The sequence below is a fragment of the Advenella alkanexedens genome (assembly GCF_019132845.1).
Classification (GTDB): Bacteria; Pseudomonadota; Gammaproteobacteria; order Burkholderiales; family Burkholderiaceae_B; genus Advenella; species Advenella alkanexedens.
The window spans coordinates 48121-74372 of record NZ_JAHSPR010000009.1 but is presented as its reverse complement, the minus strand read 5'-3'; the positions used below and the strand labels follow the sequence as shown (position 1 = coordinate 74372).

28 protein-coding genes are annotated in these 26252 nt (G+C 52.3%); 15 read left to right on the top strand and 13 right to left on the bottom strand.

The genetic code is table 11. From position 1 onward, the window contains the following. From ruvC to ruvB, 6 genes are all read left to right on the top strand, one after another. Window positions 1-546, top strand: a complete 546-nt coding sequence (gene ruvC, locus KU392_RS11630) for a crossover junction endodeoxyribonuclease RuvC (RefSeq protein ID WP_169295318.1) — start codon at window positions 1-3, stop codon at window positions 544-546. Window positions 547-572: 26 nt separating this feature from the next. Continuing rightward, window positions 573-1145: a Holliday junction branch migration protein RuvA gene (gene ruvA, locus KU392_RS11625; protein WP_217735391.1), complete on the top strand. Its 573-nt coding sequence runs from the start codon at window positions 573-575 to the stop codon at window positions 1143-1145. A 38-nt stretch (window positions 1146-1183) separates the two neighbouring features. After that, window positions 1184-2167 (top strand): TRAP transporter substrate-binding protein, encoded by a 984-nt coding sequence (locus tag KU392_RS11620; RefSeq protein WP_217735390.1) that lies wholly within the window; start codon window positions 1184-1186, stop codon window positions 2165-2167. Window positions 2168-2224: 57 nt separating this feature from the next. Beyond that, window positions 2225-2722 carry a TRAP transporter small permease gene (locus KU392_RS11615; RefSeq protein WP_217735389.1) on the top strand — a complete coding sequence of 166 codons (498 nt, stop codon included), beginning with the start codon at window positions 2225-2227 and terminating at the stop codon, window positions 2720-2722. 41 nt (window positions 2723-2763) lie between these two features. Continuing rightward, window positions 2764-4038, top strand: a complete 1275-nt coding sequence (locus KU392_RS11610) for a TRAP transporter large permease (RefSeq protein ID WP_217735388.1) — start codon at window positions 2764-2766, stop codon at window positions 4036-4038. A gap of 132 nt (window positions 4039-4170) precedes the next feature. Further along, a complete protein-coding gene (gene ruvB / locus KU392_RS11605; RefSeq protein WP_169295323.1) occupies window positions 4171-5229 on the top strand; it encodes a Holliday junction branch migration DNA helicase RuvB in 1059 nt (352 codons plus the stop codon). Between the two features lie 97 nt (window positions 5230-5326). Here the strand turns inward: ruvB and recQ are convergent, their stop codons facing one another. Then, window positions 5327-7150, bottom strand: a complete 1824-nt coding sequence (gene recQ / locus KU392_RS11600) for a DNA helicase RecQ (protein WP_217735387.1) — start codon at window positions 7148-7150, stop codon at window positions 5327-5329. Window positions 7151-7249: 99 nt separating this feature from the next. Here recQ and KU392_RS11595 point away from each other — a divergent pair, with 99 nt between their 5' ends. The 4 genes from KU392_RS11595 (at window position 7250) to KU392_RS11580 (ending at window position 9917) form a co-directional block, all read left to right on the top strand. Further along, window positions 7250-7687, top strand: a complete 438-nt coding sequence (locus KU392_RS11595) for a hypothetical protein (protein WP_217735386.1) — start codon at window positions 7250-7252, stop codon at window positions 7685-7687. A gap of 117 nt (window positions 7688-7804) precedes the next feature. Then, window positions 7805-8875, top strand: coding sequence for an FAD-dependent oxidoreductase (locus tag KU392_RS11590; RefSeq protein ID WP_169295326.1), 1071 nt, complete (start codon window positions 7805-7807; stop codon window positions 8873-8875). Then, on the top strand, window positions 8872-9099 hold the full coding sequence (gene thiS / locus KU392_RS11585; protein ID WP_169295327.1) for a sulfur carrier protein ThiS: 228 nt from the start codon (window positions 8872-8874) through the stop codon (window positions 9097-9099). The genes KU392_RS11590 and thiS overlap by 4 nt, the downstream gene beginning before the upstream one ends. A gap of 11 nt (window positions 9100-9110) precedes the next feature. Further along, the gene (locus tag KU392_RS11580; RefSeq protein ID WP_169295328.1) at window positions 9111-9917 is read left to right on the top strand and encodes a thiazole synthase; all 807 of its coding nucleotides are present in this window, start codon (window positions 9111-9113) and stop codon (window positions 9915-9917) included. Window positions 9918-9998: 81 nt separating this feature from the next. Here KU392_RS11580 and KU392_RS11575 read toward each other — a convergent pair whose 3' ends face one another. From KU392_RS11575 to KU392_RS11545, 7 genes are all read right to left on the bottom strand, one after another. Further along, on the bottom strand, window positions 9999-10328 hold the full coding sequence (locus KU392_RS11575; RefSeq protein ID WP_217735385.1) for an AzlD domain-containing protein: 330 nt from the start codon (window positions 10326-10328) through the stop codon (window positions 9999-10001). After that, window positions 10315-11010, bottom strand: coding sequence for an AzlC family ABC transporter permease (locus KU392_RS11570; RefSeq protein ID WP_169295330.1), 696 nt, complete (start codon window positions 11008-11010; stop codon window positions 10315-10317). The genes KU392_RS11575 and KU392_RS11570 overlap by 14 nt, the downstream gene beginning before the upstream one ends. 84 nt (window positions 11011-11094) lie before the next feature. Then, window positions 11095-11895 (bottom strand): heme ABC transporter ATP-binding protein, encoded by an 801-nt coding sequence (locus KU392_RS11565; protein ID WP_169295331.1) that lies wholly within the window; start codon window positions 11893-11895, stop codon window positions 11095-11097. 14 nt (window positions 11896-11909) lie between these two features. Continuing rightward, complete coding sequence (locus KU392_RS11560; RefSeq protein ID WP_371808423.1) at window positions 11910-12854, bottom strand: FecCD family ABC transporter permease; 945 nt, start codon at window positions 12852-12854, stop codon at window positions 11910-11912. A 55-nt stretch (window positions 12855-12909) separates the two neighbouring features. After that, window positions 12910-13740, bottom strand: coding sequence for a heme/hemin ABC transporter substrate-binding protein (locus tag KU392_RS11555; protein WP_169295333.1), 831 nt, complete (start codon window positions 13738-13740; stop codon window positions 12910-12912). A gap of 7 nt (window positions 13741-13747) precedes the next feature. Further along, a complete protein-coding gene (locus tag KU392_RS11550) occupies window positions 13748-14785 on the bottom strand; it encodes a hemin-degrading factor (protein ID WP_169295334.1) in 1038 nt (345 codons plus the stop codon). Window positions 14786-14823: 38 nt separating this feature from the next. Beyond that, complete coding sequence (locus KU392_RS11545; protein ID WP_217735384.1) at window positions 14824-17124, bottom strand: TonB-dependent hemoglobin/transferrin/lactoferrin family receptor; 2301 nt, start codon at window positions 17122-17124, stop codon at window positions 14824-14826. 221 nt (window positions 17125-17345) lie between these two features. On the opposite strand from KU392_RS11545, the gene KU392_RS11540 reads away from it, so the two are divergent. Both KU392_RS11540 and phbB read left to right on the top strand, forming a co-directional pair. Continuing rightward, window positions 17346-19109 carry a PHA/PHB synthase family protein gene (locus tag KU392_RS11540; RefSeq protein ID WP_217735383.1) on the top strand — a complete coding sequence of 588 codons (1764 nt, stop codon included), beginning with the start codon at window positions 17346-17348 and terminating at the stop codon, window positions 19107-19109. A 21-nt stretch (window positions 19110-19130) separates the two neighbouring features. After that, window positions 19131-19889: an acetoacetyl-CoA reductase gene (gene phbB / locus KU392_RS11535; RefSeq protein WP_217735382.1), complete on the top strand. Its 759-nt coding sequence runs from the start codon at window positions 19131-19133 to the stop codon at window positions 19887-19889. Window positions 19890-19985: 96 nt separating this feature from the next. On the opposite strand, the gene gstA is transcribed toward phbB, so the two are convergent. Then, window positions 19986-20591: a glutathione transferase GstA gene (gene gstA / locus KU392_RS11530; protein ID WP_217735381.1), complete on the bottom strand. Its 606-nt coding sequence runs from the start codon at window positions 20589-20591 to the stop codon at window positions 19986-19988. Between the two features lie 31 nt (window positions 20592-20622). Then, entirely contained in the window at window positions 20623-21105 is a 483-nt protein-coding gene (gene rraA, locus KU392_RS11525; protein WP_217735380.1) for a ribonuclease E activity regulator RraA, read from the bottom strand. 155 nt (window positions 21106-21260) lie between these two features. Here rraA and KU392_RS11520 point away from each other — a divergent pair, with 155 nt between their 5' ends. The 3 genes from KU392_RS11520 to KU392_RS11510 are packed head-to-tail and all read left to right on the top strand — an operon-like array spanning window position 21261 to window position 23917. After that, window positions 21261-21692, top strand: a complete 432-nt coding sequence (locus KU392_RS11520) for a YeeE/YedE family protein (protein WP_217735379.1) — start codon at window positions 21261-21263, stop codon at window positions 21690-21692. A 36-nt stretch (window positions 21693-21728) separates the two neighbouring features. Further along, window positions 21729-22157: a YeeE/YedE family protein gene (locus KU392_RS11515; RefSeq protein ID WP_217735378.1), complete on the top strand. Its 429-nt coding sequence runs from the start codon at window positions 21729-21731 to the stop codon at window positions 22155-22157. A 32-nt stretch (window positions 22158-22189) separates the two neighbouring features. Continuing rightward, the gene (locus KU392_RS11510; protein WP_287810630.1) at window positions 22190-23917 is read left to right on the top strand and encodes a SulP family inorganic anion transporter; all 1728 of its coding nucleotides are present in this window, start codon (window positions 22190-22192) and stop codon (window positions 23915-23917) included. Window positions 23918-24005: 88 nt separating this feature from the next. Here the strand turns inward: KU392_RS11510 and KU392_RS11505 are convergent, their stop codons facing one another. From KU392_RS11505 to KU392_RS11495, 3 genes are read right to left on the bottom strand one after another with little or no spacing between them, the layout of a single operon-like run. Beyond that, window positions 24006-24644, bottom strand: a complete 639-nt coding sequence (locus KU392_RS11505; RefSeq protein ID WP_169295341.1) for an isochorismatase family protein — start codon at window positions 24642-24644, stop codon at window positions 24006-24008. Between the two features lie 49 nt (window positions 24645-24693). Next, the gene (locus KU392_RS11500; RefSeq protein WP_217735377.1) at window positions 24694-26031 is read right to left on the bottom strand and encodes an amidase; all 1338 of its coding nucleotides are present in this window, start codon (window positions 26029-26031) and stop codon (window positions 24694-24696) included. Next, window positions 26031-26252, bottom strand: coding sequence for a hypothetical protein (locus tag KU392_RS11495; protein ID WP_217735376.1), 222 nt, complete (start codon window positions 26250-26252; stop codon window positions 26031-26033). The genes KU392_RS11500 and KU392_RS11495 overlap by 1 nt, the downstream gene beginning before the upstream one ends.

Here is a 26252-nt window from a genome sequence, read left to right as displayed (position 1 = left end):
ATGCGCATACTTGGTATTGACCCTGGCCTTCGACGCACCGGTTTCGGTGTGATTGAGGCCAGCGGTATGCGCATTCAATATGTGGCCAGCGGAACCATCGTGGTGCCCACCGAGCTGCCTCTTTACCAGCGCCTCAAGGCCATTCTGGATAATATTCGTGAAGTGATCCAGACGCACCGGCCTGATGACTCGGCGCTGGAAAAAGTATTTGTTAATACCAACCCGGTATCCACGCTTTTGCTGGGGCAGGCCCGCGGTGCCGCCATGTGCGCACTGGCAGACAGCAATCTGAACGTCAGCGAATACACGGCCCTGCAAATCAAGAAAGCCGTTGTGGGCAACGGGCACGCCAAAAAAGAGCAGGTGCAACTCATGGTTCAACACTTGCTGTCCCTGAATGGCTTGCCCTCATCCGACTCGGCCGATGCCCTGGCCTGTGCCATCTGTCATGCCCACGCCAATCCCCTGCTGCAAAAGCTCAAATCCCACGAGAAAAGCCAGCTGAGCCACCAATCGCGCATGCGGGCTGGCAGGCTGATTGGTTAACCTCTTTTTATATTGCATTACATATTATGATCGGACGTCTTACCGGAACCCTTATAGAGAAACTGCCGCCTACTGTCTGTCTGGATGTCAATGGGGTCGGTTACGATATTGATGTTCCCATGAGTACCCTGTACGACTTACCCGAATTGGGTGCCAAAGTCACCCTGTACACGCATTTGGCGGTCCGGGAAGATGCCCACACCCTGTTTGGCTTTCTGCATGCGGCAGAAAGAAGCACATTCCGGGCCCTGATCAAGGTCAGCGGTATCGGATCGCGTACCGCCCTTGCCCTGCTTTCCGGGATGAGCGTCAGCGACCTGGCCAACGCCATCGCCAACCAGGATGCCGCCTTGCTACTTAAGGTTCCCGGCATCGGTAAAAAAACCGCCGAACGCCTTTTGCTTGAACTGCGCGGCAAACTGGGAGATACTCACTCCACACAAACAAATTCAGTCAACCACAGTCAAACCGATATCCTCAATGCCCTGATCGCATTGGGATATTCCGAGCGGGAGTCACAAACTGCGCTTAAAACCTTGCCTGCTGAAATTACCGTTTCAGAAGGTATCCGGATGGCTTTGAAATCACTGGCAAAATAATTTATTCAATTTTAAATATTCAATTTCAAGGAAATAAAATGCGTCCTCAATGGTTTAAAAAAGTTCTTGTTGCCACCGCCATCAGCAGCCTGTGTTTTTCAAGCGCAGCCATGGCCGAGAAAACCCTGAAAATGGCTTATGCCCTGTCTAAAGACTCTCACTATGGTGCCGGTGCCAAGGCCTTTGAAGAGTCTATTGGCAAAAGCACCAATGGTGAAATCAAAATTGAACAGTTTGCCAACAGTGCCCTGGGCGGCGAACGTGAAGTCATTGAAGGCCTGCAAATCGGTACGGTGGATGCCGCCATTTTATCTACTGGCGCCACCCTTAACTTTGTGCCACAAACCGGTGTTTTCGACATTCCTTTCCTGTTCCGTGACCTGGACCATGCCCGCAAAGTGCTGGATGGTGATATCGGCAACAAACTGCTGGCCGAATTCCCCAAACGTGGCCTGGTGGCCCTGGCATGGGGTGAGCAGGGCTTCCGTCACCTGACCAACAGCAAACATGCGGTCAAGACACCGGCAGACCTGAAAGGCCTGAAAATCCGTACCACCGAAAACCCGATTCACATTACCGCTTTCAAGGAACTGGGCATGTTGCCAACCCCCATGGCCTGGCCTGAAGTGCAAACCGCCCTGCAGCAAGGCACCATTGATGGCCAGGAAAACCCGCTTTCCGTGATCGTTTCCGCCAAGCTGTCCTCCCAGCAAAAACACCTGTCCCTGACCGGACACGTATATGGTCCTGCCGTGATTGTGGTTTCCCCCATGGTTTATGACAGCATGTCTGACGAAGACAAGGCAAAACTCAAGGAAGCCGGATTGGCTGCAGCAAAGAGCATGCGCGATTTCGTTGACAATGTAGAAAAAACAGGTCTTGAAACACTGACCAAAGAAGGCATGGAAATCACCCAGGATGTTGATCGTGCCGAATTTGCCAAAATTGTTCACAATGTCTATCCTGAGTTCCACAAAAAATTCTCGAAAGAACTGATTGAATCCATCCAGAATACAAAATAAGTTTTTTCTTTTCCTGCGGGGCTGAATGTTTATTCAGCCCCAACTCTTCAAATCACCATGAAATCGCTCACTCAATTACTGGACAAGTCTGTCTTCAGACTGGTGTCCATCATGGCGCAATTGCTGCTGCTCTCAGCCGTGATTGCCTCATTCCATCAAGTTGTCAGCCGCTTTATCTTTGAATCACCCGCTGACTGGACCGAAGTCTGGACGCGCTGTGCCATCATTTGGGTTGTGTTGCTGGGTCTGGTACTGGCCTGCCGCCAGGGTGCCATGCTTAAAGTGGAAATGCTTGAAAATGCCCTGAATGAAAAATACAAACGTTGGTTAGCGACGCTGGTCATGGTTATTACCAGCACCTTCCTGGGTATCCTGACCTGGGTGGGGGCCATGGCTGCCTATCGCTTCCGGTTCCAGACCATTGCCGGTCTGGAATTCAGTATTGCCTGGATTTATGCCGCCATTCCCATCGGCTCATTTCTGGCCCTGATTGCCGTGATTATTCACTGGTCACAGGGATCGGCTGAATCCAACGATGAAATCGCCCCCCTGTAGGGCCATTGCATTCGTTACCGCTTAATATTCAGGTTAATTTTATGTCTCAATTAATGATTCTTTCAATGCTACTGTTCTTTGCGCTGACAGTACCAGTAGCTATTTCCATCGGTCTTGCCAGTCTTATCGGTGTCCAGGTTGCAGGCATTAACTGGCTGGTTATCGCCCAGAAAATTTACGCCTCACTGGATTCTTACCCGCTGGTGGCCATTCCCTTCTTCATTCTGGCCGGCAACCTCATGGAAGCGGGCGGCATATCCACCAGAATGGTCAATTTCGCCAAAAGCCTGGTAGGCAACATGCAAGGTGGTCTGGCGTGCAGTTGCGTGATTACCTGCATGATCTTTGCCGCAGTGGCCGGTTCAAGCGTGGCTACCACCTTTGCGGTGGGGGCCATTTTAATTCCCGCCATGGTCAAGCATGGTTATCCCAAACCGTTTGCCGCCTCCTTGCAGACAACGGCTGCCGAACTCGGCGTGATTATTCCGCCATCGGTTCCCATGATTTTGTTTGCGGTGTCCACCGAAACCGATGTGGGTGAGCTCTTCATTGCCGGTATCCTGCCAGGCATGCTGATTGCCTTTGCCCTGGTTATTTATGTATGGCTGTACGCCAAACGCCATGGCTATGGTAAAAACGACGGTGAAGGCCGTCTGGGCATCTGGGAATCCTTCAGGCAGGCATGGCTGGCACTTTTAATGCCCGTGATTATTCTGGGTGGCATTTATGGCGGCATTTTTACTCCTACCGAAGCCTCAGTGGTGGCCGTGGTGTATGCCCTGATCGTGAGTATCTTCATTTATCGCACGATCGGCTTTGGCCAGCTGTCGGAAACCTTCCGTAAAACCGTGATTGCCACGGCCGTTATCATGTTCGTGATCGCCAATGCCGGTCTTTTCGGTTTCCTGCTTAACCGTGCCGGAGTACCCAATGCACTGGGGGAATGGCTTGGCATGCTGTTCAGCGACAAAGTCAGCTTCCTGCTGGGCGTGAACATTGCCCTGTTCTTTATTGGCATGTTCATTGAAACTTCAGCCTCTATCGTGGTGCTGGCCCCGTTACTGCTGCCTGTTGCAATCAAGTTTGGCGTTGACCCTACCCACTTCGGGATCATCATGGTGGTTAACCTGGCCCTTGGCATGATTACCCCACCGTTTGGCGTTAACCTGTTTGCTGCATGTACGGTGGCCAAACTGCCCATCGAAAAGCTGATCAAACCCCTGATTCCTTTTGTGGGCGTCACGGTATTGTGCCTGATGATCATCACTTATGTACCTGAGATTGCCCTGGTACTGCGTGATCTGGCTTACCGCTAAGCAGCAATTAAAAACCGGCCTTATGGCAACATAAGACCGACTGTGCATCAAAGACATCGCTGTATGGACATACAGTCTCCAAAAGAGATTACAATACAGCGATGTCTTTTTCCATTATTGCGCAGCACGACCATGGCCATTTTTAACGATTCCTTATCAAGCAGTCCGCCCGCCAGGATTGTTTCCCCACAAGCCAGTTCACCCAATGAGGAATCGGTTGAACGCGCCCTGCGCCCCAAATCCCTGGCCGAATATACCGGCCAGCACCGGGTTCGCGAACAGCTTGAAATTTTCATCACCGCTGCCCGCAAACGTCAGGAGTCCCTGGATCATGTCCTGTTATTTGGGCCTCCGGGGCTGGGCAAAACCACACTCGCCCATATTATTGCCCATGAAATGGGCTCCCAGTTAAGGCAAACCTCAGGCCCGGTTTTGGAGCGCCCGGGCGACCTGGCCGCCCTGCTCACCAATCTTGAAGCCAATGATGTGCTTTTCATTGATGAAATCCATCGCCTGTCGCCAGTGGTTGAGGAAATCCTTTACCCTGCCCTGGAAGACTTCCAGATTGATATTCTGATTGGCGAGGGTCCGGCTGCACGCAGTGTCAAAATCGACTTGCAACCCTTTACCCTGGTGGGCGCCACTACGCGTGCAGGCATGCTGACCAACCCCTTGCGCGACCGCTTCGGGATTGTTGCCCGGCTGGAATTCTACAACACCGAAGACCTGACTCAAATTGTCAGCCGCAGCGCCGCTTTGCTTAACACCACCATGACCGAAGACGGGGCACGGGAAATTGCCCGGCGGGCCCGGGGTACGCCACGCATTGCCAACCGCCTGCTACGCCGGGTGCGCGATTATGCCGATGTCAAATCGGATGGTGTGGTAACGGTAGAGTCGGCCAGTGCCGCCTTAAGCATGCTGGAGGTTGATCCGCAAGGCCTGGATTTAATGGACCGAAAACTGCTGGACACCATCATTCATAAATTTGACGGAGGCCCGGTTGGGGTTGATAACCTGGCCGCTGCCATTGGCGAAGAACGCGACACGATTGAAGATGTGATAGAACCTTATTTAATCCAGCACGGTTACCTGCAAAGAACACCCCGTGGACGCATTGCCACGCTAACCACCTGGCGCCACCTGGGGCTGCAACCCCCTTCACGAGGTGAAGACGGAAAGCTGTTTTAAGCCTGTATCCCCATTCCCACACTGGAGCATCGCTTCTTCTGGTTCAGAATGCGTAAAACGTGAGGCGCTATCACCACATGGTGGGATCCGCTCAACACTACATTTGATCAAGAAATTCAATAATCGCTTCGCCGTAAGCCTCTAACTTATGCGCCCCCACCCCGCTGACAAAACTTAAATCTTCAAGCGTTTCCGGGTTATTCAGGGCAATCTGCCGCAAGGTGGCATCATTGAAAATCACATAGGCTGGCACTTCATGTTCCCGGGCAATGGCCAGCCGCCATTTTTTAAGCTGGACGAAGCGCTCCTCGGCTTCGGGCGGAAGACTGATAACCGGCTTCCTGGCTTTGGGCATAATGTTGCGTGACTTGGATGCCATGCGCTCGGACTCCTGACGTAGCATCAGCACCTCTTCACCCTTGAGCACCGCCCGGCTTTTTTCCGTTAATGCCAGGGTGCCATAACCTTCGATATCCAGTGCCAGATAATGATTGGCCAGCAACTGTCGCAATACGCTACGCCAGGCCGAATCGCTTAAATCCTGTCCCACCCCGAATACACTTAATGTATCGTGCTGGTTTTGCGTCACGCGGTCGGTTTTCTTGCCGCGCAAAATATCAATAATATGGCCGGCGCCAAAACGCTGGTCACGTTCCTTGAACAGCCGGTAAACCGCTGACAGGATTTTTTGTGCAGCCACCGTACCATCCCACATTTTGGGCGGGTTAAGGCACACATCACAATTACCGCAAGGTTCGATATGCTGGTCAAAATAAGCCAGCAAACGAACCCGCCGGCACTGGGCGGTTTCGCAAAGCCCCAACATGGCATCCAGCTGGGCCGCCGAACGACGCTTGAAGACTTCATCGCCATTTGAATCCTCAATCATTTTTCTTTGCTGCACCACATCTTGCAGGCCGTAAGCCATCCAGGCGGTGGCTGCCAGGCCATCACGTCCGGCACGGCCGGTTTCCTGGTAATAGCCCTCTACCGACTTGGGTAGATCAATGTGCGCCACAAAGCGGACATCGGGTTTGTTAATGCCCATGCCAAAGGCAATGGTGGCCACCATGACCAGATCATCTTCCTGCTGGAAACGGGCCTGGTGTTCGGCCCGACGGGCCACATCCAGACCGGCATGATAAGGCAGGGCCTTAATCCCTTCCTTATTCAGGAATTTGGCAATATCTTCGGTTTTATTGCGTGACAGGCAATACACAATACCCGAGTCACCCATATGCTCTTGACGGATAAACTGCAGTAACTGGCGACGGACATCATGCTTTTCAACAATGTGATAAGTGATATTGGGCCGGTCAAAACTGGCAATAAACTGCCTGGCATTATCCAGCGCCAGACGCTGGATGATTTCCTGGCGGGTATGAGTGGTGGCGGTGGCAGTTAAGGCAATGCGTGGCACATCGGGCCAGCGCTCGTGCAAAATGGACAGCCCCATATATTCAGGGCGGAAGTCATGCCCCCATTGGGATACACAATGGGCTTCATCAATCGCGAACAGGGATATTTGCCCCTGGCTTAACAATTGCAGGCAACGTTCACCCAGCAGGCGTTCGGGAGCAATATAAAGCAGGTCCAGCTCACCCCGCAAGAAGTCTCGCTCTACCGCGCGGATTTCCGACCAATCAAGGGTGGAATTCAGGTAAGCCGCCTGCACACCCAGCTCTTTGAGGGCATCCACCTGGTCTTTCATTAAGGCAATCAACGGAGACACCACAATAGCGCATCCTTGCCTGACCAAGGCAGGCACCTGGTAACACAAGGACTTGCCGGCACCGGTGGGCATCAGGACAAGCGCATCCCCACCAGAAACAAGATGTTCGACAATGGCCTGCTGTTCGCCCCGGAAAGATTCGTAGCCAAAGACCGTTTGTAAAACCTGGCTGGCTGAAGATAGTGACACTGCTGAAATATGCTGTAGTTGATTTAACCGTTATTAAAACAATTCTGAACCAGAAAAGTCGTATGATGTTGACATTATAGTCAATGCTGAACAACAGAAATGAAAAAATCCGTTTTTTACAAATTGCTGGTGGCTGTCTTGGCCAGTACCTGCGTTACCACCGCCCTGGCAAAAATTCCCGTTTACGTCAGTGGCAACACCCCCAATGATGCCATTGGCACCCATATCGTTGCGCAACTGCAAAACCGGATCATGATGTCCCCTGTCCTGCAACTGGTTAACCACCCGGACCAGGCAGTGGCCCGGGTAAGACTGATTGGCGCAGATCCTAACCGTGACGGCCGCTTTACCGCACTGGCCGAAAACGTGGATATCGTCAATGTGCCTGCCCCCCATGCAGCCTGGCTGAATATCCAGCAACATATCCGCATCTGTCTGTCAGAGTCCAGCGAAACATGTACCCAACAAATTTATACCGACCTTGAAGCAGTGGCCAGGCAATACGGGCCACAGTTGCAACAAAAACTGGGCCGTTGAAATTTGATCTTTATCATTAAACCCGGAACCAGCCGCCAATGTTGTCACTGGCGCAAGCCTGCCTGTTTATAATGTTGCCTTACTTCAGTAAAACCAATCAACAGGCAAAGAAAAAACATGAAAATCGCTATCGCCGGAGCCGGCCTGTCAGGCCGTTTGCTCGCTTTTGTTTTGTCATCACAGGGTCACCAGGTAAGTGTGTTTGACCCGGCCCCATCCATGTCCAGTCCGGTTGCCGCCGGCTGGACGGCCGCAGGCATGCTGAGCCCGATTGCCGAACTGGAAAGCGGTGATGAAAACGTCTTTCAGCTGGGCAAGCGATCGCTGGATTTATGGGCAAACCTGGTTCCCCGCCTGAGTCTGCCGGTTGAGTTGCACTTTAAAGGAAGTCTGCTGGTGGCGCACCGCGGTGATGAAGGTGCCGCAGACCGGCTGGTCTCCCTGCTTAGGGCAAAAGCCCCCGAACACGATCAGCCCCAACCCCTGCCACGCCAGGAACTGGCCCGACTGGAGCCATCCATACAAGGCCCCTCCCACACCTGGCTGCTGGCCAACGAAGGCCAGATTCATACGGTACAGGCCATGCAGGCGTTGGCGGCATCTGCCCTGAATGTGCAATGGCACTGGAACCGGCCGGTTACCTTGCTGACGCCGCATACCATTCATACCGGCACCGAAAAACATACCTTCGACTGGGTTTTTGATACCCGTGGCGTTGGTGCCCGTGACAAACCCATGCATAACCATGCCGAACTTTCCTGCCAGAATGTACGGGGCGTGCGCGGAGAAATTTTCTGGGTCCAGGCACCAGGCGTCAGTTTGCACCGTCCCATTCGCCTGCTTCACCCCCGCTACCGGGTTTATATTGTTCCGCGCGCACCCGATACCATCGTGGTCGGTGCCAGTGAAATCGAAAGCGAAGACCGCTCCCCCGTTTCAGTCCGTACCACGGTTGAACTGCTGGCTGCCGCCCACAGTATTCTACCGGAAATCGCCGAAGGCAGAATCATTCACTCGGAAGTCAACCTGCGCCCCGCCCTGGCTGACAACTTTCCGCGCATTGAAACCGAGCCTGGCCTGACCCGCATTAACGGCTTGTTTCGCCATGGCTGGCTAATCGCACCCGCTCTGGTTGAAAACGCCTTAAAATCGGTCTTTTCCGCTGACTTTTCTTTATTGCAGGTATGACAACAATTTCAATTTCAGTTAATGGTCTTGAGCGCACAGTTGAACAGGGCACTACACTGGCCGCCCTGGTTGAACAATTACAAACCGAAGCCCATCAGGAAACTGACCCAACCGCCGTCGCCACCGCCGTCAATGAAATTTTCGTTTCCCGTTCGGCACGTGAAACCTATACATTGCAAGCCAACGATGCCGTCTTCACCTTTTCACCCATTACCGGTGGCTAAGCAGGAATAATATGTCATTCACTATTGCAGATACCCTGCTGTCCAGTCGTTTTTTTCTTGGCACAGCCGGCTACCCCTCACCCAAGGTTTTACAGGATGCCATCGCCGCCTCGGGCGCACAGGTGGTTACCGTTGGCCTTAAACGCCAGCTTGCCCCCGGACAAAATCCCTTGAGCAAAAGCACGACCGACGGGGTGTCCAATGCTTTTTTCCAAATACTCAAACAAAATGGTGCCCGGCTTCTGCCCAACACGGCTGGCTGCAAAACCGCCCGAGAGGCCATTACCCTGTCGCATATGGCACGGGAAATTTTTGATACCAATTGGATCAAACTTGAAGTAATTGGTGATGACTACACCTTGCAGCCCGATCCGATTGAACTCATTAACGCCGCCACGCAACTGGTCAAGGACGGTTTTGAGGTTTTTCCATATTGCACCGATGACCTGGTGACTTGCAACCGCCTGCTGGATGCCGGTTGCCGCATTTTAATGCCATGGGGCGCCCCCATTGGCTCGGGCCAGGGACTGGTTAACCCCTTTGCCCTAAGAACCTTGCGTGCCCGCCTGCCCAATGTGCCGCTGGTGGTAGACGCCGGCATTGGCTCCCCGGTTGATGCGGTGAAAGCCATGGAACTGGGCTTTGATGCAGTCCTGTTAAATTCCGCCGTTGCACAATCGCATGATCCGGTCAAAATGGCCGAAGCGTTCAAACTGGCCATTCAATCGGGCCGGATGGCTTATGAAGCCGGCATTATGGCCAGACAAGATATGGCCACCCCCACCACCCCCGTAACCGGCAGACCTTTTTTGCTGTAATGCCGTTAGCGATTAACGCAGGGTATCTTTTTACCCTGCCAACCCGCTTTTTTAAACGTTGCTACCATACCAGGGCCGCTGTTACACCAGCCACATCAGAAAACCGTAAGCCACCATACCCACCAGCATGGCCAGACCGGTGTTTTTGGCCGCCTTCAGCACGCCAACCAGAATCAGCACCGCCAGCACATAAGCGCCCACCTCCTGCCAGGACGTGGTTTCTGCCAGCCCCGAATACAGCACCACTGTAGTGGTTGACACCAGCAAGGCCGGTCCCATGATGGCAAACCGGCCCGAATTCAGGCGTGACAGCAAGCGGCTGCGCTGCATCAGAACAAACGGCAGGGCCCGCATCAAATAAGTGAACACGCCCATGGCCACCATGGCAATCACATATTCATACTTTTGCATTGTCTTCTCCGGGCGTATAAAACAGGCAGGCCCCAAAAGCCCCCACCAGAATGGCCAGGGTTGGGAAGCCCAGTGAGACCACCCCTATCGTAATCACGACACCGGCAGCCATGGCCTTTAACATATGATGTTGAATACTTTGCACCGTGACCGCCACAAACATGGCCGGCAAGGCAAACCCCAGGGTTTTTTCAACCACCGGAAAAGCCTTTAATAATTCATCACCGGCAAACACACCAATGGCCGTACCAGTAGCCCAGGACAGCCAGGCCAATATGCCCAGGCCCATATACCAACTGCCACGGGCCGCATTTTCCACCTTACCCATGCCCACATAACAGGTCGCAAACACCTCATCGGTGAGGTAAAACGCCTTGACCAAACGATTCTTCAGCCCTTTGGGCAGGTATTTTTCAATAATCGGACCATACAAAAGATGACGGGCATTAAGCAAGGTCACCAATAAAACCATGGTCACCAGCGGCGTGCCCAATTGCAAGGATGCCAGGATAAAAAATTGCCCGGCCCCCGCATAGACAATCAATGACGTGGCAATGAGCTCCCAGGCACTTAAACCCAGGCTGGCACCCGCTATGCCAAACGCCATGGCAACGGGAATATAGCCCAGCATGATGGGCAGCCCCGCGCGCAGGCCCCGGCCAAAATAATTCAACTGACTCATTCTGATGATTGCTTTTGTTAGTTTGCTTCAGGAAAAAGGTGAGATATTACACCATTGCCATGACAGCCTGCCGTAAAAAGCGTTTTACTCCCAGATTACCAGCTGTTTACCTGGCACCAGTGGATGGGCAATGGCCTGCCCGTAAATGCCATACACCGCATGCAGATTCTCTCGGGTCAGCACTTTTTCGGGGGTATCGCAGGCAATCAGCCTGCCCTCGCATAGCAGGGCAAGCCGGTCACAATAACGGGCGGCAAGATTCAGGTCATGCAAAATAATAAGCACACCGATGTTTTCCTGGCGGGCCAGCTTGCCCAGGGTCCTTAATAATTGCTGCTGGTGTTTGGGGTCCAGGCTTGACGTGGGTTCATCCAGCAAGACATAACGGGCCGCCGTGTCCTGTTCACGTAGGGCCAGCAACTGCACCAGCACTCGGGCAAACTGGACCCGCTGCCGCTCTCCGCCAGAAAGGGTCTGGTAGTTACGCATTTGTAAACTCTGCACATCGGCCCATTGCAGGGCCTGCTCAAGCAAAGTCGTGGCCTGTTCCTGCGTTATCCCTGCAAACGGGTACATGCCCATTTCAATAATTTCCAGCACGCTCATATCAAAGGTCAGCGAGGCATTTTGCGGCAATACAGCTCGCCGCCGGGCGCATTCGGTCGCGCTCAAGCTGGAAATATCCGTCCCGTTAAGGGTAACGGCCATGCGCTCATGCGCAGTCAGTCCCTGCTTCATTTCACCGGCCAACACCGACAGCAGCGTTGACTTGCCGGCACCATTGGCACCCAGCAAAGCCAGTACCTGCCCGCTTTCAATGGAAAGGGAAACATTATCAAGAATACGTCGTTGCTGCCGATAAACACGCAGCGACTTACCTTTCATGGCACTTGTCATTATTACCTCTTGATCTGGCGAATCAATAGCCAGAGAAAAAACGGGCCGCCAATCAGGCTGGTCACCAGCCCAATGGGCAGTTCTGAAGGCAGGATAATGGTACGGGCCACCCAGTCAGCCCAAATCAGGGCCAGGCCGCCCCCCAAAAAGGAAGCCGGCAACAGATAACGATGATTGGCACCAATAACCATCCGCATAATATGCGGCACGACCAGCCCCACAAAACCAATGCCCCCCGTAACCGCCACCAGCGGACCAATCAACAGGGCCACACAAACAATCAGCCGGCGCCGCAAAGCCTGCATGGAAAAACCCAGATGCTCCACTTCCCGCTCTCCGAGCAGCAAGGCATTCAGGGCTTTCCATTGCCGGACGGCATAAACGGAAAGAACGACCGTCCAGGGCAGCATAAAACCCAGTGTAGACCAGGACGCAGCCGCCAGGCTGCCCATGCTCCAGAAGGTCAGGTCCCGCAGTTCGTTATCGGTGGCTATATAACTGAGCAGGCCGATAAGGCTGCCGGTAATGGCATTAATCGCAATACCCGCCAGCAACAGACCCGCCACCCCGGGAAAACGGCACCCTACCCAATAGGCCAGCCAGGTACAAAGCAGACTGCCGGCAAATGCCGCCAGGGCAATACCCCAGAAGCCGGTGTTGGCCAACACAATAACCAGTACGGCCCCCAAGGCTGCCCCGGACGAAACGCCAATCAGACCGGGCTCTGCCAGCGGATTCCTGAACAGGGCCTGCATGACCACTCCCGACAGGGCCAGCGCGGCTCCCGCCACCAGGCCAAAGAGGACGCGTGGCAGGCGGATATCAAGCAGCACGGCCTGCATCAGGCGCTGGCTTTCGGGTACCTGCCCCCATAGCAAAGCGGGAATATCCGCAAAAGGAATGGCAACCGCGCCACTGCTGGCAGACCCGATCAGGCTGATCACCACCAGTAGGGCCAAAACAAAAATAATGCGGACTGAAAACAGGTTTTTCCGGTAATGACTACTGTGCTGCATTTGATGCCAGTTTAAGTTGTTCAATAGCCTGGGCGACACGTGGCCCCAGACCCAGGGCGAGAAGATCATCCATGACGACAATCCGTTTGTTAATGGCTGCCGGTGTTGTGGCAATGGCAGGATGCCTGAGGAACTTTTCCAGGCCGCCACTGGCCTGCACCGATCCCTCAGTGACAATGATAAGCTCAGGTCCGAAATTCACCAAGCTTTCTGCCGATACCGGTTTATATCCTTTTTGTGCCGGTTCCAGTACATTGCTCAAGCCGGCCAACGACATCAGGGCGGAAGCCGCAGTATGGCTGCCAGCTGCCTGAAGGGTGCCAGTCCGGTTAATAATCAGGGCCGCCTTCAGGTTTTTGCCTGGCCGGGCCTGCGCCCGAGCCACCGCGGCACGGATTTGTTCAATAAGCGCATCCCCCTTGTCCTCGGCAGATAAAACCCTGGCAATTTCACTCACCCGCTCGTACAGGGATTCCAGGCTGGCGCGGTCGGATACCTTGACAACCTCAACACCCAGTTTACTGATGCTTTCCAATGCCTGCGCGGGTCCCGCGTTTTCCGAAGCCAGGATCAGGTCCGGATGCATGGCCACCACCCCTTCAACGGGTACGGCACGATAATAACCCACCCGGGGCAGGCGAGTGGCTGCCTCGGGATACAGACTGGAAAGGTCATCGGCAATCAGGCGCTCACCCAGCCCCAGCTCATACACAATCTCGGTCACCGAACCACCCAGGGTAATGACCCGTTCTTTATTGGCGGCCAAAGCCATGGGTACAAAAAACAGCCCCAATAAAAACAGCAGTATTTTTTTCATGATGGGATCAGGCCGCAAGCGGCTCCTTGCATAAGGATTCCAGTAAATTACGCCAGGCTGGCAATTCGGGGATACCCGGTTTGCGCACGCCAAAAAACTGCACGATCAGTTCACCGGATTTTTCATAAACCTCAAGAGATGTCACCCATCCATCGGTGGTTGGCTTGTTCACCACCCACACAGAATTAATGGCGGATGTATTTAAATGCAAGTTGAATTTCTCATCCAGAATATTGAACCAAGGGCCTGTACGCAACAATTTATGGATCACGCCGGAATGGATCTGCACCATTCCCCGGTTGCCGGTAAAGCACATGATCGGGATTTCCTGTTCTACACTGAGTTGCAACATCCGTTCAACGGCATCATGATCCACCTGCTGGGCCAAGTCATCGCCCGCCGCCTGCAAGGCGGTCATGCGGGAGACATTCCATTTTTTTAATAAAGGAAAAAACGCATGGGTATCTTTCATACCCAACCAGTCATCGCGCAACTGGTCCGGAGCCTGCTCAGAAAGACCGGTTTGCCCGGGCTCGGGCGCCGTGACGGCCGGTACCTGTACCAAATCGGTCCTGAAACGCGCTACCAACGCCTCATAAGCCTGCCTGTCTGTCTTTTCAGTGCCGTAAACCTTATGAATCGCCATACCGGTTTCATCAAAAAACTGGATACTGAACCGCCCGTTCTGCCTGACTGCCCAGGCCGTTTTCCAGCAGGCAAAAAACATCCGTAAATCAATATCCGGCCCCAGGACGATGCCAATAGAGGCCTTGCCCACCTGGATATCTTCAAACAGGCCATGCCGCTCATGCACGCACCATTCATTGCGGGTCAAGACCATCACCTCGCCCAAGGTGTCCAGCTGTTTAAAAATCTCCTTGATATCGGTACCCAGATAAACCGCTTCGGCATCGCAGCATTGAGCGGCCAGCAACTGCATTTCACTGACATTCAGGCGCTCTGCCACATTGCGGATTCGCAACTTGGGTTCCTGCTCCAGCAGGCGCTCACATTGAGTGCGCAAAGATTCAAATGATAAATTCATATATTTTTACCTTAAAATAATTAACATGAGTATGGTTATCAATATTGGTAACTGACAGAGATCGTGGCATGACGTCCCGGTTCGGTGTAATAGTCGATGCCGCGGGAAATCCGGCTGCTACCCGCCGTTGGCACATTCAGGGCATTCCAGTATTTTTTGTCAAATGCATTCATCAGGCCGGCCTGAATGCGCAGTCCCTTCACCGCCTCGGGGGTCCAGTGCGCCACCAGGTCAAGCGTGCCATAACCGGGTGCCTTGAAATCGGGGTAAGGCACCTGCGCGGTCGCATCGGGGTACTTGACCTTGTTGCGTTTGGCCGCCATTGTCCAGATGGCTTCAGCGCCCCACTGTTGGCTTTGGTAGCCAAGTGCCAGGATGCCCTTGAGCGGTGCCACCGAATTCAGGTAGTCACCCGTACTGCGGTCTTTGCCCACCGTCCATGCCACAGAACCCCGGGTATACCAATGGTTATTCATATTCCAGTAAGCGCTGGCCTCTAAGCCATAAATACGGACACGATCCAGATTGGCATGGGTAAACACGCCAAATGGATACAAGCCGTTTTGCATCATTTGCGCATAAATGGAATCGGCTGCCACTGGCACACCCGATTCAATAAAATTTTTATAATGCTGATCAAAGAAAGTGAGTGATCCACCTGCCGTCTCCGTATTCACGGCAACACCCAGTTCCCATCCGCGACTGGTTTCCGGTTTCAGGGATGCTTCACCCTTGCGCAGGTAATTGGACGATGAACCAAACTGCATATACAACTCGGGGGCGGTAGGTGCCCTGAAACCATGCGCATAACGGGCAAACAAAGCGAGCGTGTCATTAGGATTCCAGGTAAATTCCAGGGATGGCGAAAAATGCCCTCCGCTGCGTTTATCCATTTGCGCCAGGCCACCGTTGGGATTATTCATAAAATCGCCAGCCGCTGATGGGTTCCGCTCGTAATGATCGTAACGCAGGCCAGGTGTCAAGTTGTACTGCCCATTACCCCATGAAAATGTGTTTTTGGCATACGCAAACCAGTCATTGCTTTTAACCTGGGGCACATCAGCCTGGTTGGTATGCAAAAATTCGCAAGAACGGGGACCAAACGGGGCCGGCAACATGGGTGAAACCACAGGGCAATTATCCACCCCTCCTGAATGCTGGCGATAACGGTCGCTGGTAAATCCTGCACCTGCCATCCAATGCGAACGCAACGGTGCTGTCCCCCAATAACCCGATGCATCCATATTCAGGCCCCAGCCTTTTTGCCCTACACTGTTATGGCGGTTATATTCCCCTGACGGAAAACCATATTTGTAAGGATCGCGGGGAATGATATTACCCCTGGCATCTTGCTGGCGATAGGCATTCTGTTCATTAAGCAGGTCGGTCCTGTGCCAGTAAGCCAGCATGGAAAACCGGTCAAGTGCCTCTCCTGCCTGTTCAGACCGGTATTCATAATCCAGCCAGATCCGGTCACGCTTGATTTCTTCTTTATACTGGTTATCGCCAATGTAATAAGTGGATGTATTTTGCTCGCTTAACTTGTCAATATCCCTGTCAAGTCGGAACAGGCTTGCGCCCAGGCCAAGCTGATGCCCGGGTGCCAAATCATGCTCAATCCGGAATAAAGCCGAATTCCGGTGATAATCAGCGGGGTCTTCTTTGGTCCTGTTGTCACCATAACCGCCGGTGCTGGCCTGGTTTTTAATTTCATGCCCCTTTTTATAGGCATACTGGAACAGCATCCGGGTTTTTTCACCCAGCCGGGTAGCCAGCGCCACATCTATGCCCGCACTGTCATCAAGACCCGAATAGGTGGTTTTACCCAAAAAGCCAATATCCTGCCCTTCTGGCAGCAAATCACTGGGCGACAGACTGGTTAAGGCCACCGCAGCTGTCATGGCGTTGGTTTGATTGGCCCCGGGCCCTTTAACAATATCAATCGCTGACAGGGAGTCAAAGTTAATCGCATCAAGCCCCCCTTTTACACCACGGCTGCCATCGCTTAACCATGGCAATGGCACACCATCCTCGGTAAGCCGGATACGGTTGGCATCCAGGCCCCGTATATTCACGCTATTGTTCTGACGATTAAAATTAACACCGGGTGACAAACGTTGCCCCAAATCTGTCCAGCTTTCAATGCCTGCGTTCTGCAATGCTTGGCTGTCTATCCTTTCCACGCGGGGTGTTTCAGCTTCAACCGCTATTGCCTTTACCTGTGGCAAAGTAACGATTTTTTCATTTTGAAGTGCCACTTGTGCAAACACCGGATTGTTGGCCACCAAGCCGGCCAGCATCAGTATCCCTTGATAACGGGATCGAATTGAATACTTCATTTTTATGATTACCTTATTATTCTAAATAACAAAACGAGAATCATTATCATTTGCATTATTATTAATGTCAATATCCTTGATGCAAATCAATATAAAAATATAAAATGATGGGTATTCATATCATCGCAATAAAAATGCAATACTCTATAGTTAAAGATGTCATGTTTCATAAGTGGCTATCACTCTCACCGAAAAGCACCATTGTTCCAGAGGACTTTTGAATGGTAAAAAACACCTACGACCCCCAAACCGCGATGGATCAGCTTGACCAGCGTTTCCAGGCATCTATTGCCAGGGGCACGCTGTCAATGTCTCCGGTACAGGGTTTACTCAGCTATATCGACTGGTCCAGGCATTTGGCCATTTCACCGGGAAAGCAACTTGAATTGCTCAATCTTGCCATCGGCCAGGGACTGGCCTTGGCCCAATATGCCCAGCGTACACAAACCGTTGGCATCCCCGGCACCCCCAGCCACCACATCAACCTGAACATCGAGCCACCCATTACCGACAGACGCTTTAGCGGTCCGAAATGGAACACCTGGCCCTTTAACATGATGCAACTGTCTTATCTCATGACAGAGCAATGGTGGAAAGAGGCAACCAGTGATATTCGCGGCGTTACCCCGCACCACCTGGACATTGTCCGCATGTCAGCCCAACAAATCCTGAATGCGCTATCGCCTAAAAATTTTGTGGCCAGCAACCCCGAAGTATTGCAAAAAACACTGGAAGAACAAGGAGCCAACCTGCTACGTGGTGCCATGAATGCATGGCAACAAGCGCAACAACAATTTACGGGTACCCCCGATCCCAAGCTTGAAAATTTCAAGGTGGGCAAGCAACTGGCCACCACACCCGGCAAGGTCGTACTGCGTAACCAGCTGATGGAACTGATTCAGTACACGCCCACAACCAAAAAGGTTCATCCCGAACCGGTACTGATCATCCCTGCCTGGATCATGAAATACTATATTCTTGATCTTTCGGCACACAATTCCATGATTCGCCATCTGCTTGATCAGGGATATACCGTTTTTTGCATTTCCTGGAAAAATCCCGGTGTGGAAGAACGCAATATGGGCATGGATGATTATCTTTCCATGGGTTTTTTTGCCGCACTGGATGCCATCAACCACATCACCGGCCAGAAAAAAGTCCATGCCACCGGTTATTGTCTGGGCGGCACCCTGCTGTCTATTGCCGCGGCCGCAATGGGCAGGGACCAGGATGACCGCCTGCTTTCCATTACCATGCTGGCTGCCCAAACTGACTTCAGCGAACCCGGTGAACTGTCCCTGTTCATTGATAACAGCCAGCTGGCCATCCTGGAAGCGGAAATGGCCGATATCGGCTATTTAACCGGCGAACAAATGTCAGGCGCATTCCTGCTGCTGCGTTCCGACTTGCTGATCTGGTCGCGTTATATCAAGGAATTCCTGATGGGTGAAGAATCCACCATGAATGACTTGATGGCCTGGAATACCGATACGACCCGCATGCCAGCCAAAATGCACTCCCAATATTTGCGCAGGCTGTTCCTGAACGACGACCTGTCCGAAAGCCGCTATCCCGTCAATGGTCGCCCTGTTTCACTGACAGACATTCACGTGCCCATTTTCTGTCTGGGTACGGAAACAGACCATATTGCACCATGGCGCTCGGTATATAAAATTCACCATTTGTGCCGTTCCGACATTACCTTTGCGCTCACCAACAAAGGACACAATGCCGGTGTCGTGAGCGAGCCCGGTCATAAAAACCGCCATTTTCGTGTACTTACACGAAGCAACAATGACCCCTATCTGGGGCCTGATGAATGGCTCGAAACCGCACAGTTCCAGGAAGGTTCCTGGTGGAACTGTTGGTTCAACTGGCTGAACGAGCGTTCCAGTGAACCGGTACCACCCCCGCCCATGGGTAATCCCGACAAAGGTTATTCCGTACTTTGTGACGCCCCCGGTGTTTATGTTTTTGAAAAATAATGTTTACTTGGAGTGAATGAAATGACAGCTGTAAATGAATCAGTCAAACGTACTGCTCTGGTTACCGGTGGAACCGGTGGGCTGGGTACGGCAGTGGCTCGTGCCCTTCATGATGCGGGCCATACCGTTCTTGTCACCGTGCGTCCCGGCCATGACCCATCCGACTGGTTAAAAAAACAAAGTGATGAAGGCTATACTTTCAAGACTTATTTTATTGATGTCGCCGATTATGACTCCTGTATTGCCGGTGCCCAACAAATGCACGACGATGGTTATCACATTGACATTCTGATCAATAATGCCGGCATTACCCGCGATGCCAGCTTCCGTAAAATGGACAAGGAAAAATGGGATCAGGTCATTAAAACCAACCTGGACTCCATGTTTAACATGACCAAACCCCTGTGCGAAGAAATGCTGGCCGCCGGCTGGGGACGTATTGTCAATATTTCTTCCGTTAATGGCAGCAAGGGTTCATTCGGCCAGGCCAACTATTCATCGGCCAAATCAGGTATTTATGGTTTTACCAAAACCCTGGCGCTGGAGTTTGCCCGTAAAGGCGTTACGGTCAATGCGATTTCGCCCGGTTACCTGAATACCGAAATGGTGGCTGCCGTTCCCAAAGACGTCATGGACACACAGATTTTGCCCCAGATTCCGTTAGGCCGTTTGGGTGAACCGGCCGAAGTGGCTGCACTGATCGTTTTCATCTGCAGCGATCTGGGCGGTTTCATGACTGGCGCCAACGTGGCCATCAATGGCGGACAACACATGTATTAATATCCAGCTCTTCGGATAAGACAAAAATGCCTGCCCGGCAAAGATACCGGGCAGGCATTTTTCATTTTCTGCACGATGCCTGATAAAACAAAACGCTTAAATCAACCCTTCCGCTTTCATCGCGGCGACTACTGCCGGACGCTGTGCCAACCGTGCCTGATAAGCAGCCAGATTGTCCCATTTGGCCAGATCCAGCTGGATATAGCGGGCCCAGCCCAGGATGGTAAACAGATAAGCATCGGCAACCGTAAAGGTATCGCCCATCAAATAATCTTTGCCCGCCAACTCGGCATCCACATAAGACAGGCGTTGCTCCAGAATGACAAGACAGGCATCTTTCCATTCTTGCGGGGTGGACGGCTTGAAAAAGGGACTGAATCCTTTGTGAAGTTCAGACGCCACAAAATTCAGCCAGGCATGAATTTGATAACGGGCTGTTGACCCGGCGGCAGGAATCAGGTTTTGGGAAGGATTACGGTCCCCCAAATATTCCAGAATGGCCTGACACTCTGTTAACACTTCACCATTATCCATTTGCAATGCCGGCACGTATCCTTTTGGATTGATGGTTAAAAAATCCACCCCCGATTCGGTTACCTTGGTTTTAAGATCAACGGTTTCAGCTTCATAGCCAACACCCAATTCTTCCAGCACAATATGCGGTGCCAAAGAACAGGCACCTGGTTTATAAAACAATTTCATTGAACAAGTTCCTTAATGAAGAAGTTAACAACTAAATAATGACAGGGTTTTCAGTCACCACAATACCATCGGCATCACTATAGACATACCAGCCGGATCTGAAGGTGACGCCCCCGATCATGATCGGGATATCCAGCACGCCCTGGCCGGCTTTATGGCTTTTACGAGGATTGGTACCCAGGGCCTTGACAGAAAAGTCCATCTCATTGATCTGGGCACTGTCGCGAATGGCGCCATACACAATAATACCGGCCCAGCCATTTTCCATGGCCAAGGCGGCAATCTGGTCCCCCACCAGGGCCCTGTGCAGCGAAGCACCACCGTCCACCACCAGGACATCTCCTGAAGACTTTTCAGACAGGACCTGCCTGACCAGGGAATTGTCCTCATAAACCTTAAGGGTTCTGATCCATCCGTTAATGGCCTGTCGCTTGCCCCATTGCCGGAACTGAAGGTCACAAGAGGCACTTTCAGGAAATGCATCCATCACATCGCAGGTAAGTAATACTGACATCACTGGTTCTCCTTTTGGCTGAAATATTCGATTTTTAAAATTGACGATCAAGTGTAATCCATGATTTTTATATTTTCGACAGGCCGAATCTGTATTTTTATTATATTTTTATATATAATATATTTTTATATAATATTTATCGTGGAAATATTCACATGATCATCGACTGGCAAAATTTCACGCCCTGGTCCTCACTGGCCGGCGGTATTTTATTAGGCATCGCTGCCGCCATCTTCATTCTGGCCAGCGGTCGCATCCTGGGTATCAGCGGCATTCTGGGCGGCCTGCTCAAACCCGCCAAAGGCGATACCCACTGGCGCATCGCTTTCCTACTGGGGCTTTTTTCAGCACCCTTCATTTACCTGTTAGCCGTGGGTTCCATCCCGATTGAAATCAATACCGACTGGCCACTTATTATTCTGGCTGGCTTGCTGGTGGGTTTTGGCACTCGCCTGGGCTCAGGTTGCAGCAGTGGTCATGGCATTTGTGGCCTGTCACGCCTTTCCGGCCGGTCTCTAGTCGCCACCATTGCATTCATGGCAAGTGGTATTGCAACCGTTTACGTGGTTCGTCACCTTATTGGCTAAACCCCTGTCTTCATCATCATTAAGGATATCAACATCGTGAAACGCATCACCGAATATCTGGTCGGACTCCTCTTTGGCATGGGTCTTATCATTTCAGGTATGGCCAACCCTGAAAAAGTACTAGGTTTCCTGGATATTACCGGCACCTGGGACCCTTCCCTTGCCTTCGTCATGGGCGGAGGCATATTGGTGGGCCTGTTTGCCTTTACCGCAGCCAAAAAACGCCAGACGGCCTGCCTGGGTGATCCCATGATTTTACCATCCAGCACACGCATTACCCCTCGGCTGGTCATCGGTAGCCTGCTATTTGGCATTGGCTGGGGATTGGCCGGCATTTGTCCCGGACCTGCCCTGGTTTCAATGGCAGCAGGAGAATGGAAGGCATTGCTGTTTGTGATTGCCATGGTTGCAGGCATGGCCCTTTTTACCGCCTTTGAAAACCGTCAGGCAGCCAAAGTCCATTAAAATCCACACAAAAACCTCATAAGCTCATTACCGTGACCAAGCGTAAATTGCCCGGCTTTCTGCCCGACTGGCTCTCAAGCTATCAGAAGAACCTGCTTTCAGGTGACCTGACTGCGGGCCTGATTGTAACCGTCATGCTTATCCCGCAAAGTCTGGCCTATGCCATGCTGGCGGGTCTGCCACCTGAAATGGGATTATATGCCAGTATCCTGCCCATCATTGCCTACGCCCTGCTCGGATCAAGCATGACATTAGCCACCGGCCCGGTGGCGGTTATTTCTCTTATGACCGCCAGCGCCCTGGCTCCACTGGCCCAATCCGGTTCAGCCCAATATATCGAACTGGCCATTCAAATGGCCCTGATCTCCGGTGTCATGCTGCTGGCATTCGGGCTATTGCGACTGGGTTTTCTGGCGCACCTGCTAAGTCATCCGGTCATCAGTGGCTTCATTAGCGGCTCGGCCATCCTGATCAGTCTTGGACAACTCAAACACCTGTTGGGCATACCGGCTTCAGGCAATAATATCGCAGCCACCCTGCTTGACCTTACCCGTCATTTGTCCCAAACCAATCCGGCCACCCTGGTCATAGGCAGCAGCAGCCTGCTTTTTTTATGGTGGTCACGCCGTTCCTTAAGTACATTGCTTGAAAAGGCCGGCATGTCATCCCGACTGGCCGGGATGCTATCCAAGCTGGCCCCCATGATCAGTGTGATCGGCTTTACCTTTATGGTTTATTTTTTCAGCCTGGACACGCGGTTTGGCGTCAGCGTGGCAGGCCATGTTCCGCAAGGCCTGCCTTCCTTGGGTCTGTCCCTCCCGGGCTTTGATGCGATAGCCGCCTTGTGGCTGCCTGCACTTCTGATTTCTCTGGTTGGTTTTGTGGAAAGCGTCTCGGTAGCGCAGTCACTGGCCTTGAAACGCAAGGAACGCATCCTGCCCAACCGTGAGCTGATCGGTCTGGGTGCGGCCAACCTTGCCAGCGCCATTTCTGGTGGATATCCGGTTACGGGCGGGTTTGCACGCTCGGTGGTCAACTTTTCCGCGGGTGCCAATACACCCCTGGCCGGCATCATCAGTGCCCTGCTCATGGCCATCGTGATTGCTTTCTTTACCCCTCTTTTTTACTATCTGCCCCAGGCCGTACTGGCCGCCACGATTATTTCGGCCGTTACAGCCCTGATCGACTGGCGCAGTCTCAAGAACACCTGGCAATATGATCGCGCCGATGCATTTTCCTTATTGACAACAATGCTGGGGGTTGTGTTATTGGGCGTGGAAGCCGGCATTTTATTGGGTATCGCCCTTTCCCTTGCGGTACTGGTTTGGCGCAGCAGCCATCCGCATATGGCCGTTCTGGGCCGTGTACCCGATACTGAACATTACCGCAACATAGAACGCCATGCGGTGCAAACCGTGCCGGGCCTGGTGGCATTGCGCGTTGATGAGAGCCTGTTTTTTGCCAACGCTGCGGTAGTGGAACAAAAAATCATGGCACTTGCCAATACCGACACAGATGTTAAAAACATGCTGCTGGTTTGCTCGGCAGTTAATCAAATTGATGCCACCGCTCTGGAAATGCTGGACCAACTTGAAAAAAGCCTGGCTGCCCGCAACATCCAGCTGTATTTTGCCGAAGTCAAAGGTCCCATTATGGATCGTCTGAAAAACACGCCCTTGGGCAAACGAATGAAAAACAAAATCTTTTTAAGTGTGCACACGGCGTTCCAGCACTTGAGAAAAGATCGGGAACCGAACTGAAAAAAGGTTTCAATACCGATATACCAATAAAAAAGAGGGAATGCAAGCCGCATATACAAGCCTGCTCCTTGCATTCCCTAACACCACATTAGGCCTCTGCGCACTCGGTTTCCCTGGCAAAGTGCGCTATCGTTTCCTCCAGGCTGAGCAAGTCGGCATATTTCTGACCCATATCAAACAAACTCGACTCATGCGGTCCCTGTGCACGGTCACCCACACAGTCAACAACCACCATCGGCCGCAAACCATAGGCCGAAGCATCATTGACACTGGCTCTCACACATCCACTTGTTGTACAACCGGTAATAAACAGTGTATCGACACCCTTGAAGGCCAACCAGGAGGCCAGGTTGGTGCCGAAAAAGGCGGAACTGTGTTTTTTCAGCGTGACAAACTCGCCTGGTGCCGGTTTGACACTGTCAACAAACTGGGCATCAGGTGCATCCGGCGTAAGCGCTTTCATGGCAGGCACCTTCAAGGCAAACGTCAGGAAATCGCTACCATCGCATTCGGTAGCCACTCGCACGTGAGCAACCGGCACATTATTTTCCCGGGCTGTTTTCAACAAAATGGCAGTGTTGGCAATCGCATCATTAATGTTGTAGCCACCCAGTACATCGCTTTTTGAAAAACCTACCTGAAAATCAATAATCAGCAAAGCCGATTTTTTGCCAAAACCCAACCGGCTGCCAAAATTCTGTGTTTTAAAAATATCCAAATCACTCATCATACATCCTAAATTTTCATGAATTTACGCACAAGGGATGCTGTGCCCCTTAACTGAAAGTGACGGCCTCATCCTGAGTCACCAGTTTCAGTTTTCCCGGCTCCGGATCAAGAACAGGCTCACACAGTTTGGCAATTTCCAGCAATCGGGCATCTGACATGCGGGGACCGACCAGCTGGATACCCAATGGCAGACCGAGATCTCCCAAACCAACGGGAATCGCCACGCAGGGTGCATGCAATAAAGTCCACATGGCATTGAAAACATGATCACCGGATGTATGCAATCCTTCTGGCGCCTGTCCAGGTGCCGGCAGCGTCAATACCACATCCAGTTCTGGACCAAACAAATTGTCAAAGGCCACCCTGCATTCAGCCGCCAGGTCATAAGAATGCAACAGGTCTTTTTTCGTGAAGCCCTGGCTGTTCATGACGATATCAACAAAGTACCCATTGAAGGCTGGATTTCCGGCATAGTATTCAGGCAGGAAAGCCGAGCGGCCTTCGCTCTTCATGATCACTTCCTGGGCGTGGTTCAATTTGCTGAACCGATCATCAAAATCAAGATCAAAAACGATGGCGCCTTCGGCCTCCAGTAAGCGGGCAGCCTGCATCAAGGCAGCGCGTCCCCATTGATCTGCCTTGGCCCAATTCGGACTCCGGCACAAACCAACCCTGAGACCTTTCAATGTGGTTGGCGCAGGCTCATCAAGATCCATAATCCGGAAATTGCGTCCCACCAGCATCAAGTCATCGACGCAACGCCCATACCAGCCGATGGTATCAAGAGAATAGGAGTATTGTTTGGCCCCTTCCCGGCTCACAAGCCCATGGGTTGGCTTGATACCATAAATACCGTTGAAAGCGGCCGGCCGGATATGCGAACCGCCCGTTTGTGTGCCAAAAGCCAATTGCAGTTGCCTGTCACCGACTGCGGCACCCGAACCCGATGAAGAACCACCCGGTGTATGAGCCAGGTTATAGGGATTGCGCGTTGCCGCCATTCGTCCACCTGATGCGAACTCAACCGTATCTGTTTTGCCGACAATCAGTGCCCCCCGGTGCCGGACAACGGCCACGCAGGCAGCATCTTTATTTGTCTCATGACCATAATACAAAGGTGAGTTATGTGTGGTGGGCATGTCTTTGGTATCAATCATGTCCTTCACACCGAACGTCAACCCATGCAACTCGCTCTTTGGCGCGGTCTGGTCCAACTCACGGGCATTACGAATGACCTGGTCAGGGTCAAAAAAACGAAAGGCCTTGATGATCGGCTCACGCTCAATGATCCGTGAAAGCGTGGAACGTGCCAGCTCTTCACAAGATAACAAACGTTTTGAAATCAGGCTGGCAGCCTGTGTTGCGGTCAGTTCATAGGGTTCCATTATGCATTCCTTTTGGCTTGAATTAATGGGAGACAGAAAATACTGGCGGGTTCCTCAAATTTGGATGGCATGCGAACAATTCTTTGTCCAAGCTGTACAGCCGCATTGCTCAAGCCCACGACATGTTCAAGTTGTTCCGCTGGCACAGCCACACCATATCGTTTGAAATAGGCATCAAGCTCTTGTGGGGTCCATTGGGTGTCAAGGTTAGAAGCAGACAT